General features: G+C 76.4%; 17 protein-coding genes and 2 riboswitches. Of the genes, 10 read left to right on the top strand and 7 right to left on the bottom strand.

The annotated features are described in order from the left end of the window. Positions 1-22: 22 nt before the first annotated feature. Together ACI791_RS16180 and ACI791_RS16175 are read left to right on the top strand one after the other, a co-directional pair. Entirely contained in the window at positions 23-241 is a 219-nt protein-coding gene (locus tag ACI791_RS16180) for a hypothetical protein (RefSeq protein WP_456586965.1), read from the top strand. Continuing rightward, entirely contained in the window at positions 238-924 is a 687-nt protein-coding gene (locus ACI791_RS16175; RefSeq protein WP_456586964.1) for an alpha/beta fold hydrolase, read from the top strand. The genes ACI791_RS16180 and ACI791_RS16175 overlap by 4 nt, the downstream gene beginning before the upstream one ends. A gap of 21 nt (positions 925-945) precedes the next feature. On the opposite strand, the gene ACI791_RS16170 is transcribed toward ACI791_RS16175, so the two are convergent. Next, on the bottom strand, positions 946-1,530 hold the full coding sequence (locus ACI791_RS16170; protein ID WP_456586963.1) for a GNAT family N-acetyltransferase: 585 nt from the start codon (positions 1,528-1,530) through the stop codon (positions 946-948). Between the two features lie 22 nt (positions 1,531-1,552). Beyond that, positions 1,553-2,356 carry an SDR family NAD(P)-dependent oxidoreductase gene (locus ACI791_RS16165; RefSeq protein WP_456586962.1) on the bottom strand — a complete coding sequence of 268 codons (804 nt, stop codon included), beginning with the start codon at positions 2,354-2,356 and terminating at the stop codon, positions 1,553-1,555. 112 nt (positions 2,357-2,468) lie between these two features. Here ACI791_RS16165 and ACI791_RS16160 point away from each other — a divergent pair, with 112 nt between their 5' ends. Further along, entirely contained in the window at positions 2,469-3,188 is a 720-nt protein-coding gene (locus ACI791_RS16160) for a Mut7-C RNAse domain-containing protein (protein ID WP_456586961.1), read from the top strand. A 97-nt stretch (positions 3,189-3,285) separates the two neighbouring features. Continuing rightward, positions 3,286-4,578 carry an Nramp family divalent metal transporter gene (locus ACI791_RS16155; protein ID WP_456586960.1) on the top strand — a complete coding sequence of 431 codons (1,293 nt, stop codon included), beginning with the start codon at positions 3,286-3,288 and terminating at the stop codon, positions 4,576-4,578. Positions 4,579-4,582: 4 nt separating this feature from the next. Here ACI791_RS16155 and thiD read toward each other — a convergent pair whose 3' ends face one another. The 5 genes from thiD to ACI791_RS16130 form a co-directional block, all read right to left on the bottom strand. Next, complete coding sequence (gene thiD, locus ACI791_RS16150; protein WP_456586959.1) at positions 4,583-5,419, bottom strand: bifunctional hydroxymethylpyrimidine kinase/phosphomethylpyrimidine kinase; 837 nt, start codon at positions 5,417-5,419, stop codon at positions 4,583-4,585. Next, positions 5,416-6,072 (bottom strand): thiamine phosphate synthase, encoded by a 657-nt coding sequence (gene thiE, locus ACI791_RS16145; RefSeq protein WP_456586958.1) that lies wholly within the window; start codon positions 6,070-6,072, stop codon positions 5,416-5,418. The genes thiD and thiE overlap by 4 nt, the downstream gene beginning before the upstream one ends. Beyond that, entirely contained in the window at positions 6,069-6,839 is a 771-nt protein-coding gene (gene thiM / locus ACI791_RS16140) for a hydroxyethylthiazole kinase (protein WP_456586957.1), read from the bottom strand. Before thiM ends, thiE begins: the two co-directional genes overlap by 4 nt. Before the next feature lie 7 nt (positions 6,840-6,846). Next, positions 6,847-6,943: riboswitch (TPP riboswitch) on the bottom strand. Further along, a complete protein-coding gene (locus ACI791_RS16135; RefSeq protein WP_456586956.1) occupies positions 6,936-7,571 on the bottom strand; it encodes a TenA family protein in 636 nt (211 codons plus the stop codon). (Overlaps the previous riboswitch by 8 nt.) After that, complete coding sequence (locus tag ACI791_RS16130; RefSeq protein WP_456586955.1) at positions 7,568-8,179, bottom strand: thiaminase II/PqqC family protein; 612 nt, start codon at positions 8,177-8,179, stop codon at positions 7,568-7,570. The genes ACI791_RS16135 and ACI791_RS16130 overlap by 4 nt, the downstream gene beginning before the upstream one ends. Before the next feature lie 31 nt (positions 8,180-8,210). Beyond that, positions 8,211-8,323: riboswitch (TPP riboswitch) on the top strand. On the opposite strand from ACI791_RS16130, the gene ACI791_RS16125 reads away from it, so the two are divergent. The 6 genes from ACI791_RS16125 to ACI791_RS16100 all read left to right on the top strand — a co-directional run bounded on the left by ACI791_RS16125 (position 8,313) and on the right by ACI791_RS16100 (position 13,183). Further along, positions 8,313-9,629, top strand: coding sequence for a purine-cytosine permease family protein (locus ACI791_RS16125; protein ID WP_456586954.1), 1,317 nt, complete (start codon positions 8,313-8,315; stop codon positions 9,627-9,629). Its footprint overlaps the riboswitch before it by 11 nt. Then, the gene (gene thiO, locus ACI791_RS16120) at positions 9,626-10,765 is read left to right on the top strand and encodes a glycine oxidase ThiO (protein ID WP_456586953.1); all 1,140 of its coding nucleotides are present in this window, start codon (positions 9,626-9,628) and stop codon (positions 10,763-10,765) included. The genes ACI791_RS16125 and thiO overlap by 4 nt, the downstream gene beginning before the upstream one ends. Beyond that, positions 10,756-10,956, top strand: a complete 201-nt coding sequence (gene thiS, locus ACI791_RS16115) for a sulfur carrier protein ThiS (protein ID WP_347058795.1) — start codon at positions 10,756-10,758, stop codon at positions 10,954-10,956. Before thiO ends, thiS begins: the two co-directional genes overlap by 10 nt. 1 nt (position 10,957) lies before the next feature. Beyond that, a complete protein-coding gene (locus tag ACI791_RS16110; protein WP_456586952.1) occupies positions 10,958-11,785 on the top strand; it encodes a thiazole synthase in 828 nt (275 codons plus the stop codon). Next, positions 11,782-12,447, top strand: coding sequence for a thiamine phosphate synthase (locus ACI791_RS16105; RefSeq protein ID WP_456586951.1), 666 nt, complete (start codon positions 11,782-11,784; stop codon positions 12,445-12,447). Before ACI791_RS16110 ends, ACI791_RS16105 begins: the two co-directional genes overlap by 4 nt. 313 nt (positions 12,448-12,760) lie before the next feature. Continuing rightward, a complete protein-coding gene (locus ACI791_RS16100; protein WP_456586950.1) occupies positions 12,761-13,183 on the top strand; it encodes an ATP-binding protein in 423 nt (140 codons plus the stop codon). Positions 13,184-13,185 lie beyond the last annotated feature (2 nt).

The following is a 13,185-nucleotide window of genomic DNA, read 5'->3' as shown; positions in this document are numbered from 1 at the left end:
ACGGCGGGGCAGAGTGCGGGTCATGTGGCTCTTCTTCACCCGCCGGCTGCGCATGTGGCTGATCCTGACCGTCGTCGTCCCCCTGGCCACCGGCGCGCTGCGCCGTCTCGGGCGGGGGATCGAGCAGCGCCGCGGTCCCTCCACGGTCAGCAACGCCCTGCTCAAGGCCGGGGACCTCGGCGACCGCGCCCGGGCGAGCCTGGGTGGCGGCCGCCGGTCCCGCCGATCCCGCCGGGCGTGACCGGGCCGGTCCTCGAGACCCGGCCGGCGACCACCGGGCCCCGCGCGGTCGCGCTGTTCTGCCACGGCGGGACGGTGGCCAGCGTGGAGCCGCCCAAGGAGCGCGCCCTGTCGCTGGTGCGGATGCGGGCGATCGAGCACTTCGTCTCCTCGGCCGCCGCCGGCCAGGGGCTCACCACCAGCCTGCTGCGCTACCGGGTGGCCGGCTGGAACGGGGCGGCGGCCGACGCCTACGCCGACGTCCGGTGGGCCCTCGACCGGATCCGCGCCGAGCACGGCGACCTGCCGGTCGTCCTCGTCGGGCACTCGATGGGTGGCCGGGCGGCGCTGCGCGCCGGCGGGCACGACGGCGTCACCGCGGTCTGCGCGCTGGCTCCCTGGACGCCGCCCCGCGAGCCGGTGGCGCACCTGCGGGACCGCACGGTCGCGATCCTGCACGGCCGGGGCGACCGCTGGGTGCCCGCGCAGCTCTCGGCAGAGTTCGCCGTGCGGGCCCAGCAGGCGGGGGCACGGGTGGCGCGGTTCACCGTCGCGGGCGGGCACAGCATGGTGCGCTCCGCGCACCGCTGGCACGGCTTCACCCGCGACGTCGTCCTGGCCGGGGCGGGGCTGGCGCCGATGCGGCCCGACGTCGCCGAGGCGCTGGCCCGGCCTGCGCCGGAGGGCCTGGCCGTTCCGCTCTGAGGACGCCGCCCGCTCCGGAGCTCAGCCGCGGACGGCGACCTCCGGGGCGGGGTCACCGGCCAGCCGGGCCCACAGCAGCTCGTCGTGCTTCACGCCGTCGCCGTAGCGGAAGGACCGCCGCAACCGGCCCTCGTAGCCGAAGCCGGCCTTCTTCGCGACCCGCCCGGAGGCGGTGTTCTCCACCGCGTGGCACAGCTCGATGCGGTCGATCGGCAGCGCCCGGAAGGCCCACCGGCAGACGGCGTCGACCCCCGCGGCGGCGAGACCCCGGCCCCGGGCGGCGGGCACCGTCCAGTAGCCGACCTCGGCACCGCCCTGGAGCCGGTCGATGGAGTGCAGCGACACCGACGCCAGCAGCTCCCCGGTCACCGGCTCCACCAGCGCCCACGACGCGTGGTCGCCCGACGTCCAGTCCATCCGGCGGCCGAGCAGCACCAGGGCGTCGGTGCGGGAGGCCACGCCGCCGCCGTTCCAGAGCCGGATGCCGGGGTCCTGGAAGGCCGTCCACACCGCCTCGACGTCGTCCTCCCGCCAGGGCCGCAGCAGGAGCGGGCCGACGGGCAGCTCGACGCGCTCCAGCGGCCCGGGCGGCTGCGGCGGCGTCACGTCCCCGATCGTGCCGGACGGCTCACCCCTCGGCGGAGCCCGGGGCGGCCATCGGCTTCATCGTCTTCGCGGCGGCCGTGTCGGGGGTCACCGCCGACATGCGCCCCATGGCCTTGCTGGCCAGGGAGCCGGCGAACACCGTGGCCTCGCCCTTCATCAGCGCCGCGAAGCCCTGCTCGGCCACCTGCGCCGGGTCGTCCTTCTTGTCCGACGCGCCGAGCTTGGTGTCGGTGAGGTCGGCGCGGTCGAAGAACTCGGTGTCGGTCGGACCGGGGAGCATGGTCGTGACCGTCACGTCGGTGTCGGCGAGCTCCTCGCGCAGCGCCAGCGCCAGCGACTGGACGAACGCCTTCGACGCCCCGTAGACCGCCTGGAAGGGCTGCGGCGCCTGGGACGCGACCGACGAGGTGAACAGGATCCGGCCCTCGTTGCGGACCACCATGTCCTGGGCGATCCGCTTGGCCAGGTGCATCGTCGAGACGCAGTTCAGCGCGACCAGGCGCAGCTCCGCCTCGAGGTCGGTCTCGACGAAGCGGCCGCCGACGCCCACGCCGGCGTTGAGGGCGGCCGCGTCGAGCGGCCGGCCGGCGCCCCGCACGGCGGCCACCAGCTTTTCCACCTCCTCGCGGCGGGCGAGGTCGGCACGCACCGGGGAGACGGCGGCGCCGCGCTGGCGCAGCTGCAGGGCCGCCGCCTCCAGCCCGGTGTCCTCGGCCGCGACGATCAGGTCGTAGCCATGCTCGGCGAACTGCTTGGCCAGCTCGAGCCCGATGCCGCTGGAGGCACCGGTGACGAGGGCGAGGGGGCGGACTGCGGTGTCGGGCACGGGACCTCCACGGTCGGACGGGGAACGGCTGATCCGTGCCCAGGGACGGCGCGGCCCACTCCTGGCCGGCCGCACGTGTCGCCCGGCGGACCGGCCGGGTAGGGGCCCCGGCATGGCCGTGGACGTCACCGTCGCGGTGCCACCCGCGCTGCGGTTCCTGCTCCCGGCGCGGGACCGCGCCGTCGGCGTCCGGCGACTGCGGTTCGATCCCGACGCGACCCTCGGCCACCTGGTGCGCGCGGCGGGCGTGCCGCCGACCGAGGTCGGCTCCCTGCGGCTGGACGGGGAGCCGGCCGCCCCCGCCGCCCGGGCCCGGCCGGGCAGCACCCTCGTGATCGAGGAGCGCGCCCGCCCGCAGGCCGCGCCGCCGGGCGGCTACCTGCTCGACGTCGGCCTCGGCACGCTGGCCCGCCGGCTGCGGCTGCTCGGCCTGGACGCGGCCTGGTCGAACCGGGCGGAGGACGCCGACCTCGTGGCCCGCGCCGCCGCGGAGGACCGGGTGCTGCTCACTCAGGACCGCGGGCTGCTGATGCGCGCGGCCGTGCGGCACGGGGCCCTCGTCCGCGGCGCGGGCACCCAGGCCCAGCTCGCCGACGTCCTCGACCGCTTCGCGCCCGCCCTGGCGCCGCTGACCCGGTGCCCCGCCTGCGGTGGCGTCGTCCGGCCGGTGCCGAAGGCCGAGGTCACCGAGCTGCTCGAGCCGGGCACGCGGCGCAGCGTCGACGAGTTCGCCCGGTGCACCGCCTGCAAGCAGGTGTACTGGCGCGGCGCGCACGCCCGGCGCATCAACGCCCTCGTGCGCGCAGCGGGGGCGCGGGCAAGGCCAGCCTGACCTTGGCCCCGGGGGGCCACCGGTCGGCCCCGGCGTGACACCTCCGCCGGGCAGGAAAGGAGCGATCACCCACCGTCCGCCCGCCCCGGAGGCCGCCGTGTACCTGTCGAAGACCGAGGCCGCCGTCCTGCCCACGACGCTGGGGCCGGCTCCGCGGCCCTACGCGCCCGCCCCGGGCCGCCGGCGGCTGTGGTCGATGCTGGGCCCGGCCTTCGTCGCCGCCGTCGCCTACGTCGACCCCGGGAACTTCGCCACCAACTTCTCCGGCGGTGCGGCCTTCGGGTACACGCTGCTGTGGGTCATCGTCGCGGCGAACCTCATGGCGATGCTCATCCAGTCGCTGACGGCGAAGCTCGGGCTGGCCACCGGCCGCGACCTGGCCACCCTCTGCCGGGAGCGCCTTCCCCGGCCGGTCACCTGGGGCCTCTGGCTGCAGGCGGAGGCCGTGGCCATCGCCACCGACCTGGCCGAGATCGTCGGCGGCGCGGTGGCCCTGAACCTGCTGTTCGGGGTGCCGCTGCCGATCGGTGGGCTGATCACCGCGGCCGTCGCCTTCATCCTGCTGGCCGCCCAGTCCCGCGGGCACCGGCCCTTCGAGCGGGTCATCACCGGGCTGCTGCTGGTCGTCGGCCTCGGCTTCGGCTACACGCTGATCGGCGCCGGCGTCGACATGGGCGGAGTGGCCGGCGGGATGGTGCCCTCGTTCGACGGCGCCGACAGCGTCGTGCTGGCCACCGGGATCCTCGGCGCCACGGTCATGCCGCACGTGATCTACGTGCACTCCGCGCTCACCCCCGGCCGCTACGGCGACGCCGTCACCGCCGGCCGCACCCGGCAGGGACGACGGCGGCTGCTGCGAGCCCAGCGGCTGGACGTGCTGCTCGCGATGGGCCTGGCCGGGCTGGTCAACGCGGCGATGCTGGTCATCGCCGCGCAGCTGTTCACCAGCGGCAGCGGCGCCGACACCCTCGAAGGCGTGCACGCCGGGCTCGGCGACCAGCTGGGCACCGGCGCGGCGCTCGCCTTCGCCGTCGCGCTGCTGGCCTCCGGGTTCGCCTCCTCCTCGGTCGGCACGCACGCCGGCCAGGTGGTCATGGCCGGGTTCCTGCGCAAGCACATCCCGGTGCTCACCCGCCGGCTGATCACCCTCGCGCCGGCGCTGGCGGTGCTCGTGCTGGGCGGCGACCCGACGACGGCGCTGGTGTGGTCCCAGGTCGTGCTGTCGTTCGGCATCCCGTTCGCCCTGGTACCGCTGCTGTGGCTGACCAGCCGCCGCGACCTGATGGCCGGCTGGGTCAACCGGCGGGTCACCACCGTCGTCGGCTGCGTCGTCGCGGCGCTGATCATCGGGCTGAACGGCCACCTGCTGCTCGGCCTGGTGACCGGCTGACCCGCTAGGCGTCCCAGATGCCGGCGAAGTGGTGCACCGGCCCGTGCCCCGAACCGACGCCCAGCGCCGCACCCCCGGCCAGCGCGGCCTGCAGGTAGTCGCGGGCGCCCTCGACGACCGGCGCCCAGTCGGCCACCTCGACGGAGACGTCCACCGATCCGGCGCGACGGCGGGCCAGCAGGGCGGCGATCGCCGACGACAGCGTGCAGCCGGTGCCGTGCGTCGCCCGGGTGGAGATCCGCGGCCGCACGGTGGTCAGGACGCCGGCCGGGGTGGCCAGGACGTCGACGCTGTCGGCCCCACCGAGGTGCCCGCCCTTGAGCAGCACCGCCCGCGGGCCGAGCTCCAGCAGCGCGCGCGCCTGGGCGGGCAGCTCGTCGGCCGTCGCAGCCGGCGGTACGTCGAGCAGTGCCGCGGCCTCGGGCACGTTGGGTGTGATCAGGTCGGCCACCGGTAGCAGGACGTCGCGCACGGCGGCGATCGCGTCGTCGTCCACGAGCCGGTCGCCGCTGGTGGCGACCATGACCGGGTCGACGACCACCGGCCCGGCGGCCCGGCCGGCCAGTCCGGCGGCCACGGCGTGGACGACGTCGGCCGTGCCGAGCATGCCGGTCTTGGTGGCGTGCACCGTCACGTCGTCGAGGAGCGTGCCGATCTGCTGGGCCACGAACGCCGCCGGCACGGGGTGCACGCCGGTGACGCCACGGGTGTTCTGCGCGGTCAGCGCGGTGAGGACGGCGGTGCCGTAGACCCCCAGCGCGCTGAACGTCTTGACGTCGGCCTGGATCCCGGCGCCGCCACTGGGATCGCTGCCGGCCACGGTGAGCGCCACGGGGGTCATGCCGGCCCCGCCACGGCGAGGGAGGCCCGCAGGGACCGGGCCGCCGCCTCCGGGTCCGCCGCCGCGCAGATCGCGGAGACCACGCAGATCCCGTCCACGCCGGTCACCTCGGGCGCCCGGGCGGCGTCGATGCCCCCGATCGCCACCGAGCGCAACCCGCCGGCGCGGGCGGCGGCCGCCAGCACGGCCACACCGGAGGGTCCGATGCCGGTTCCCGCGTCGGGCTTGGTCGGCGTCGACCACACCGGGCCGATGCCCACGACGTCGACCGTGCCCGGCGGCAGGGCCAGCGCGACGGCCATCTCCGCCTCGTCGCCGGTCGAGAAGCCGAGCAGCCGGTCGGGGCCGATGAGGGCGCGCACCTCGGCCGGCGGCAGGTCGTCCTGCCCGACGTGCACGCCGTCGGCCCCGGCCATCAGCGCGACGTCGACGGCGTCATCGACGAACAGCGCCACGCCGGACGTGCCGGCCAGCGCCTCCCGGACGGCGAGGGTGAGGGCGTACAGGTCGCGCCGGGACGCCGTCTTGTCCCGGACCTGCACCGCGGTGACGCCGCCGGCCACCGCGGCCCGGACGACGTCGGGCACGCTCCGCGCTCCGACCAGCTCCGTGTCCGTGACCAGGTAGAGCGTCGGGTCGAAGGCCGGCCTCATCCGGTCACCTGCGCGGGGCCGAGGTCGGTGACCGCGTGGAGCGCGTCGAGCCAGAGCGGGGCGAACGTGCCCGGCCCGGCGGCGACGGCAGCCGCGGCCTCGGCGGCGAGGGCGACGTGCGCGTGGGCGGCGACCGCGCCGGTCAGCGGGTCGCCGGTGACCGCGACGTAGCCGGCGACCAGCGCGCCGAGGGCGCACCCGGCGCCGGTGGTGCGGGTCAGCAGGACCGAACCCCCGCCGATCCGCACGGTGCGGGACCCGTCCGTGACCACGTCGACCTGCCCGCTGACGGCCACCACTCCGCCGGTGCGCCCTGCCAGCGCCGTGGCGGCCTGCAGCGCGTCGTCGGGAGTCGCCGTCGAGTCCACCCCGCGCCCGCCCCCACCGGCACCGGCCAGCGCCATGATCTCGGAGGCGTTGCCCCGGACGACGGCCGGCCGGGAGTCGAGCAGCTCGGCGGCCAGGCCGGTGCGGAAGGGCAGTCCGCCGACCGCCACCGGATCGAGCACCCAGGGGGTGCCCGCCCCCGAGGCCGAGCGGGCGGCGAGGCGCATCGCCGCAGCGGTGCGCTCGTGCACCGTGCCGAGGTTCACCAGCACCGCCGAGGCCACGGCCGCGAAGCCCTCGGCCTCCAGCGGTTCGTCCACCATGGCCGGCGCCGCACCCACGGCCAGCAGCGCGTTCGCGGTGAGCGTCTGCACCACGGTGTTGGTCAGGCAGTGCACGAGCGGAGCGGCGCCGGTCAGCGCCGATCGGGCGGTGGTCAACGCAGCGGCATCCACGCCGTGACATCCCTTCGCCAGCATGACCTGGTCAGGTTCGACGGGTGTGGTCTCAGCCCGCGCGACGGCGGACACCCCGTGTCACTCGGCGGCGACGGTACCCCACCCCCGGGCAGCGGCGTCGAAGAAGTCCAACTCCAGCCGCATCGCCCGGCGGTACGCCCGTCGCACCTCCGGGGTGTCCGCGGCGGTCCGGTCGAGCAGCGCCTCCAGCGTCGCGGCGAGCTGGTCGAACCCGGGGTCGGCGTAGGTGTCCACCCACTCCCGGTAGGGCCCGGTCGCCCGTGGAGCCAGCGCCTGACCGAGGTGCGCGTACAGCCGCATGCACGGCGTCATCGCCGCGCACGTCTGCCCGGCACCGCCCAGCGCGGCGGTGGCCAGCAGGAACTCGGTGTAGGCCAGCGTCGCCGGCGCGGGCTCCACGTCGGCCAGGTCGATGCCCCACCGGGCGGCGTAGCCGTCGTGCAGCCGCAGCTCGTCCCGGACGCCGGCCAGCAGGTCGGCGAACGTCTCCAGCGTGTCCCGGTCGCGGCTGTGCGCCACCCCGAGGGCGTAGCCGCGGGCGAACGCCTCGAGGAAGAACGCGTCCTGGGCGACGTATCCGGCGAAGCGCTCGCGGGGCAGCGACCCGTCGGCGATCCCCGTCACGAACGGGTGCGCCAGGGCGGCCCGCGCGAGGTCGGCGCTGCCGGCCCACAGCGCGGCGGAGAGCGTCATGCGGGCAGCGCCGTCGGCCAGAACGCCGTCTCCGCGTCGACCACCTCGAGGAAGACCGCGTCGACGGCCGCCGCGTCGGCGGCCGCCGCGTGGACGGCCGCATCGGCCGCCTCCTGGAGCAGCGCGACGTATGCGGCGAAGCCGGGAACCGTCCAGTGCTCGACGAACGCGCGGTAGGCCGGCGCGCCGGGCAGCGCCGAGGACCATGCGTCCAGGTACGTCCGCTCGATCGTCCACAGCGCGGTCAGCGCGGTCGCGACGTCGGCGCCGTCCAACCGCTCCAACAGCCGCGCATAGGCCTCGGTGGCCGGCAGCCGCGGCCCGCCGAGGTCCAGCCCCCGCACGGCGGCCTGCTCCTCGAACCAGGCCAGCTCCTCGACCAGCGCGACGCACCCCGCGGCCAGCACCGGCTGCGCGGCGCGTGGGGCGCGTGCCAGCAGCCGCGCCTGGAAGTGCAGGAGGTCGGCGACGAAGTGCGCGTCCTGCACCAGCCAGGTGTCGAACGCGGCGGCGGGCACGGTGCCGTCCCGGACGGCGCCGAGGAAGGGATGGCGGGTGGCTCCGCGCCAGGCGTCGGCGTGGCGGGCGAGCAGGTCGGTAACCGGCATGCCGGCCAACCTACGACGTGCGTATGGTGACCATGCCATGTGCGGGAGCTCGGATCGACCGGGCTGAGAGGGCGACTGGACACGTCGCCGACCGCTGGAACCTGACCGGGTAATGCCGGCGTAGGGAGCGACCATGAGCACGTCGGACCACGTCCGTACCCCTGATGCACCCCTCACCCTCGGCGAGGCGCCACCACCCACGCTCGGCCTCCGGGACACGGTCGGCCTCTGGGCGAACCTCGGCGTCAGCCTGCTGCTGCCGGTGGCGGCCGTCTTCGTCGTGCTGCCGGGCCGGCCGCTGTCGGTGACCCTCTCCGCGATCGTCGTCGGCGCGGTCATCGGATCGGTCCTGCTGGGGCTGGTCGCGGCAGCGGGTGCGCGGGAACGCGTACCGGGGATGGTGCTGCTGCGCGGCCTGCTCGGCCGGCGCACGTCCTGGCTGCCGACCGCGTTCAACCTCGTCCAGTGCATCGGCTGGGCGACGTTCGAGATCGTCATCATCGCCGAGGCCGCGTCGCGGGTGCTCGATGCACCCCGCTGGCCGTTCGTCCTCGCCGCGGGGGTGCTCGCGACCGCGATGGCGCTGCGGCCGCTCGGCGTCGTCCGCGTCCTGGCCCGCTACGCGGTCTGGGCCGCGCTGGCCGCCGTGGTCTACCTGTTCGTGCAGGTGCTGGCCGAGCCGCTGCCCCCGCTCGAGGGCGGCGGGGCGACGTCGTTCTGGACGGCGGCCGACGTCGTCATCGCGCTGCCGGTCTCGTGGCTGCCGCTGGCCGCCGACTACACCCGCCACGCGCGCAGCACCCGGGCCGCCGGCGTGGGCGCGGGCGTGGGTTACGGGCTCGCCACGGTCGCCATGTTCACCCTCGGCGTGCTGGCGCTGGCCGCCTACGGCAGCGGCGGGCTCGACGTGATCGACGCGCTGCTGGCCGTGCCGCTCGGCGCGCTGGCGGTGCTGGTGCTGGTCACCGTGGAGCTCGACGAAGCCTTCGCCAACGTCTATTCGACCGCGGTGTCTGCGCAGAACGTCGTCGGCCGGCTCGACCGGCGGGTGCTGGCGGTGGCCGTCGGCGGCGTCGCGACGCTGCTCGCGCTCAGCCTCGACGTGGTCGCCTACGAGCCGTTCCTCTTCCTCATCGGCGCGGTGTTCGTGCCGCTCGCCGGCGTGCTGCTGGTGGCCTACTGGCTCACCCCGCGCGGCGGCTGGGACACCTCCGACACCGCGCCGGCCCGGCCGCTGTACCTGCTGCCGTGGCTCGCCGGCTTCGCCGCCTACCAGCTCACGCTGCCCACGTACTTCCCCGGTCCGGGCTCGGGCTGGACGGCGTGGTGGAGCGCGCGGCAGGCCGACCTGGGCATCGATGCGGGCAACGGCTGGTCGGCGTCGCTGGTGGGGCTGGCCGTGGCCGTCGCCCTGACGCTGCCGCTGGTGCTGGCGGGCCGGCGCCGGTGACCGACGTTGCCGTCGCGGGCGGGGGGCTCGTCGGAATGGCGGTGGCCTGGCGCTCGGCGCTGCGCGGGCTGTCGGTGACCGTCGTCGACGACGCCCCGGGAACCGGTGCCTCGGCCGCCGCGGCCGGGATGCTCGCGCCGGTGACCGAGGCGGGCTACCGCGAGGAGGCGCTGCTGGGGCTGGGCACGGCCTCGCTGCAGCGCTGGCCCGCCTTCGCCGCGGAGCTGGAGGCGGCCTCCGGCCGGACGGTGGGTCTGCGCACCGCCGGCACACTGGTGGTCGGCTTCGACGAGGACGACGTGCGCGAGCTCGACGCACTGCACGCCTTCCAGCGCGAGCTCGGCCTCGCCGTCGAGCGGCTGACCCCGCGCGAGGCCCGCCGCCGGGAGCCGGCGCTGGCCACCCGGGTGCGCGGTGGGCTCCTGGTCCTGGGCGACCACTCCGTGGACGGCCGTGCCGTGCACGCCGCGCTGCTGGCCGCCGCAGAGACCGCGGGCGTCGCGGTCGCGCGCGGGCGGGTGGCCGACGTCGCCGTGGCCGGCGGCCGGGCCAGAGGGTTGCGGCTCGAGGACGGGACGACGGTGCCGGGTGACCGGGTGGTGCTCGCGCTCGGCGCGCACAGCGGCGGGCTGCCCAGCGTGCCGCCGCTGCCGGTACGACCGGTGAAGGGGCAGATCCTGCGGTTGGCCGGCGCGGGCGGGCTGCTCGAGGGCACGGTGCGCGCGCTGGTCCGCGGCCGGCACGTCTACCTCGTCCCCTACGGCGCGGACCGGCTGATCGTCGGCGCCACCGTGGAGGACCGTGGTTTCGACGCCCGGGTGACCGCCGGCGGCGTGCACGACCTGCTGCGCGACGCGATCGAGGTCGTTCCCGAGGTCGAGGAGCTGGAGCTCGCCGAGACGCTGGCCCGCTGGCGCCCGGGCACGCCGGACAACGCGCCGCTGCTCGGGCCGTCGCCGCTGCCCGGCCTGGTGCTGGCCACCGGCCACCACCGCAACGGCGTGCTGCTCACCCCGGTCACCGCGGAGGCGATCGCCGAGCTGCTGGCCACCGGCGCGCTGCCCGAGGTGGCCGCGCCGTTCACCGCCGACCGCTTCGCCGTCGGCTCGTCAGGGGAGGTCCGAGGATGCAGGTGACCGTCAACGGCGATCCGGCTGAGCTGGCCGACGGCGCCACCGTGGCCGACCTGGTGGCCGCCCGCGCCGGCGGGCACGACCGGATCGCCGTGGCCCGCAACGGCGACGTCGTCCCGCGCAGCAGCTGGGCGCAGACCCCGCTGGCCCCCGGCGACGCCGTCGAGGTGCTGGCCCCGACCGCAGGAGGGTGAGATGACGACCGACGACGTGCACACCGAGGGCCTGGCGTCCGCGCTGGCGCAGGAGGAGACGGCCGACCCGTTCCTGCTGGGCGGGCAGACCTTCCGCTCGCGGCTGCTTCTCGGCACCGGCGGGGTACCGAGCCTGGAGGCGCTCGAGGCCGCGGTGCGCGCGTCGGGCACCCAGCTGGTCACCGTGGCGCTACGCCGGGTGGAGGCTTCGGCGTCCGGCTCGATGATGCAGGTCCTGCAGCGTGCCGGGGTCCAGCTGCTGCCCAACACCGCCGGCTGCCGGACCGCCAGGGAAGCCGTGCGCACCGCCCGGCTGGCCCGCGAGGCGTTCGGCACCCCGTGGGTGAAGCTCGAGGTGATCGGCGACGACCGCACGCTGCTGCCCGACGCGGTCGAGCTGCTCGACGCCGCCGAGCAGCTGGTCGCCGAGGGTTTCACCGTGCTGGCCTACACCACCGACGACCCGGTGCTCGGTCGCCGCCTGGCCGACGCCGGCTGCGCCGCGGTCATGCCGCTGGGCTCCCCGATCGGCAGCGGTCTGGGGATCCGCAACCCGCACAACATCGCCCTCCTGCGCGAGGCGGTCGCCGTACCGGTGGTCCTCGACGCCGGCATCGGCACCGCCTCCGACGCCGCGCTGGCCATGGAGCTCGGCTGCGACGCGGTGCTGCTGGCCTCGGCCGTCACCCGCGCCCGCGATCCCGAGCGCATGGCGCTGGCGATGCGCCAGGCGGTCGAGGGCGGCCGCTCGGCGAAGCTCGCGGGCCGCATCCCGCGCCGCTGGCACGCCGAGGCCTCGACGTCGTTCGAGGGTCTGCCCGGGCTGTGACCGTTCCCCGGCTGCTCGTCGTCACCGACCGGACGCAGGCGTCCCGGCCGTTGCCGGACGTGGTGGCCGCAGCCGTGGCCGCCGGCGCGCGCGCGGTGCTGCTGCGGGACAAGGACCTGTCCCTCGGGGAGCGGCGCGCCCTGGCCGGGGAGCTGCGCGCGGTGCTCGACCCGGTGGGCGGCCTGCTGGTGTGGGGCGGCGCGGCCGGGGCGCCGGCAGGCACGGCGGTGCACCTGTCGGCCGACGACCCGTTCCCAGCGGTACGCCCGCCGCTGGTGGGGCGCTCCTGCCACTCGGCGGCCGAACTGGCCGGGGCCGCAGCCGAGGGCTGTGACTGGGTGTCCCTCTCCCCGATCTTCCCCACGTCCTCCAAGCCCGGTTACGGCCCGGCGCTCGGCCTGGACGGGCTGGCCGCACTGGCCCCGGCGGCGCCGCCGGTGCTCGCCCTGGGCGGCGTGCGACCGGAGCACGTCCCCGGCTGCTTGGCTGCCGGCGCGCACGGCGTCGCCGTCATGGGAGCGGCCATGCGGGAGCCCGCCGTCGTGGCCGACCACCTCGCTGCGCTCGCGGGAGCCACGTACCAGCAGGGGACCGCCTCGGCGCCGGGAGTGCGGGATCCTGATGCGCTGTGGTCCTCCGCCGCGGGCCGTCAGCGCGTCTGACCCGGGGGTGCTCGAGAGAAGCCCACCGAACGGTCGGTCTCTGCTTACAGGGGGAAGCAGAGACCGACCGTCCACCGACCACACCCCCGGCCCGCGTCGTGGCCCGCAGCCCGGCGGTCCGGCACTCCTCACCGCGCGCGTGGGCGCTCGCCGGCGCCGACCTGACCGGTTACTGGTCACCGGTGTTCGTCGGCTGATCTCCCTCGGCGGTGTGATCTGGGCGACTTCGGGTTTGTTCCGCTTCGCGGAGGCCGATAGGGGATTGTTCGGTCGGCACGGGCATCGCGTCGGCCCGGGACCGAGGGGCACACACGTGACAGGGCAGGCGGCCGGCACCAGCTGGCCGTCGGCGTTCCCGCCGCCCGCTGATCCGGTGCTCTCCTGGCAGCTGCGGGACGTCGCCGAGCTCCCCGCCGTCCGCGCGCAGGTGCGGGCGCGCGTGGACGGAGCCGACGCCGACGACCTCCTCGACCGGCTGGTGCTCGCGCTCGACGAGATGGCTTCCAACGCGCTACGGCACGGCGGCGGGGACGTGCGCGCAGCGGTCCGCCGCACCGGGGGGGCCTACCTCGTCGAGGTCTCCGACCAGGCGGCGCAGACGCCGCCCACGCCGGCGGTCGGCCGCGATCCCAGCCTCGGTGGCCTGGGCCTGTACCTCATCGCCGAACTCGCGCCCCAGCACGGCTGGTACGTCGACGGCGGCGCCAAGCACGTCTGGGCGCTGCTCGCCGGCTGAGC

It is taken from the genome of Blastococcus sp. SYSU DS0973 (assembly GCF_054051055.1).
The sequence above is the reverse complement of the archived record's forward strand: the minus strand, read 5'-3'. Positions and strand labels throughout refer to the sequence as shown.

What these genes read in the sequence shown, in the direction of transcription:
- ACI791_RS16110 (WP_456586952.1), top strand. Translation starts at nt 10,958, where the DNA reads ATGACGACCGACGACGTGCACACCGAGGGCCTGGCGTCCGCGCTGGCG.
- ACI791_RS16135 (WP_456586956.1), bottom strand. Translation starts at nt 7,571, where the DNA reads ATGACGCTCTCCGCCGCGCTGTGGGCCGGCAGCGCCGACCTCGCGCGG.
- ACI791_RS16180 (WP_456586965.1), top strand. Translation starts at nt 23, where the DNA reads ATGTGGCTCTTCTTCACCCGCCGGCTGCGCATGTGGCTGATCCTGACC.
- thiE (WP_456586958.1), bottom strand. Translation starts at nt 6,072, where the DNA reads ATGAGGCCGGCCTTCGACCCGACGCTCTACCTGGTCACGGACACGGAG.
- thiD (WP_456586959.1), bottom strand. Translation starts at nt 5,419, where the DNA reads ATGACCCCCGTGGCGCTCACCGTGGCCGGCAGCGATCCCAGTGGCGGC.
- ACI791_RS16160 (WP_456586961.1), top strand. Translation starts at nt 2,469, where the DNA reads ATGGCCGTGGACGTCACCGTCGCGGTGCCACCCGCGCTGCGGTTCCTG.
- ACI791_RS16130 (WP_456586955.1), bottom strand. Translation starts at nt 8,179, where the DNA reads ATGCCGGTTACCGACCTGCTCGCCCGCCACGCCGACGCCTGGCGCGGA.
- thiS (WP_347058795.1), top strand. Translation starts at nt 10,756, where the DNA reads ATGCAGGTGACCGTCAACGGCGATCCGGCTGAGCTGGCCGACGGCGCC.
- ACI791_RS16125 (WP_456586954.1), top strand. Translation starts at nt 8,313, where the DNA reads ATGAGCACGTCGGACCACGTCCGTACCCCTGATGCACCCCTCACCCTC.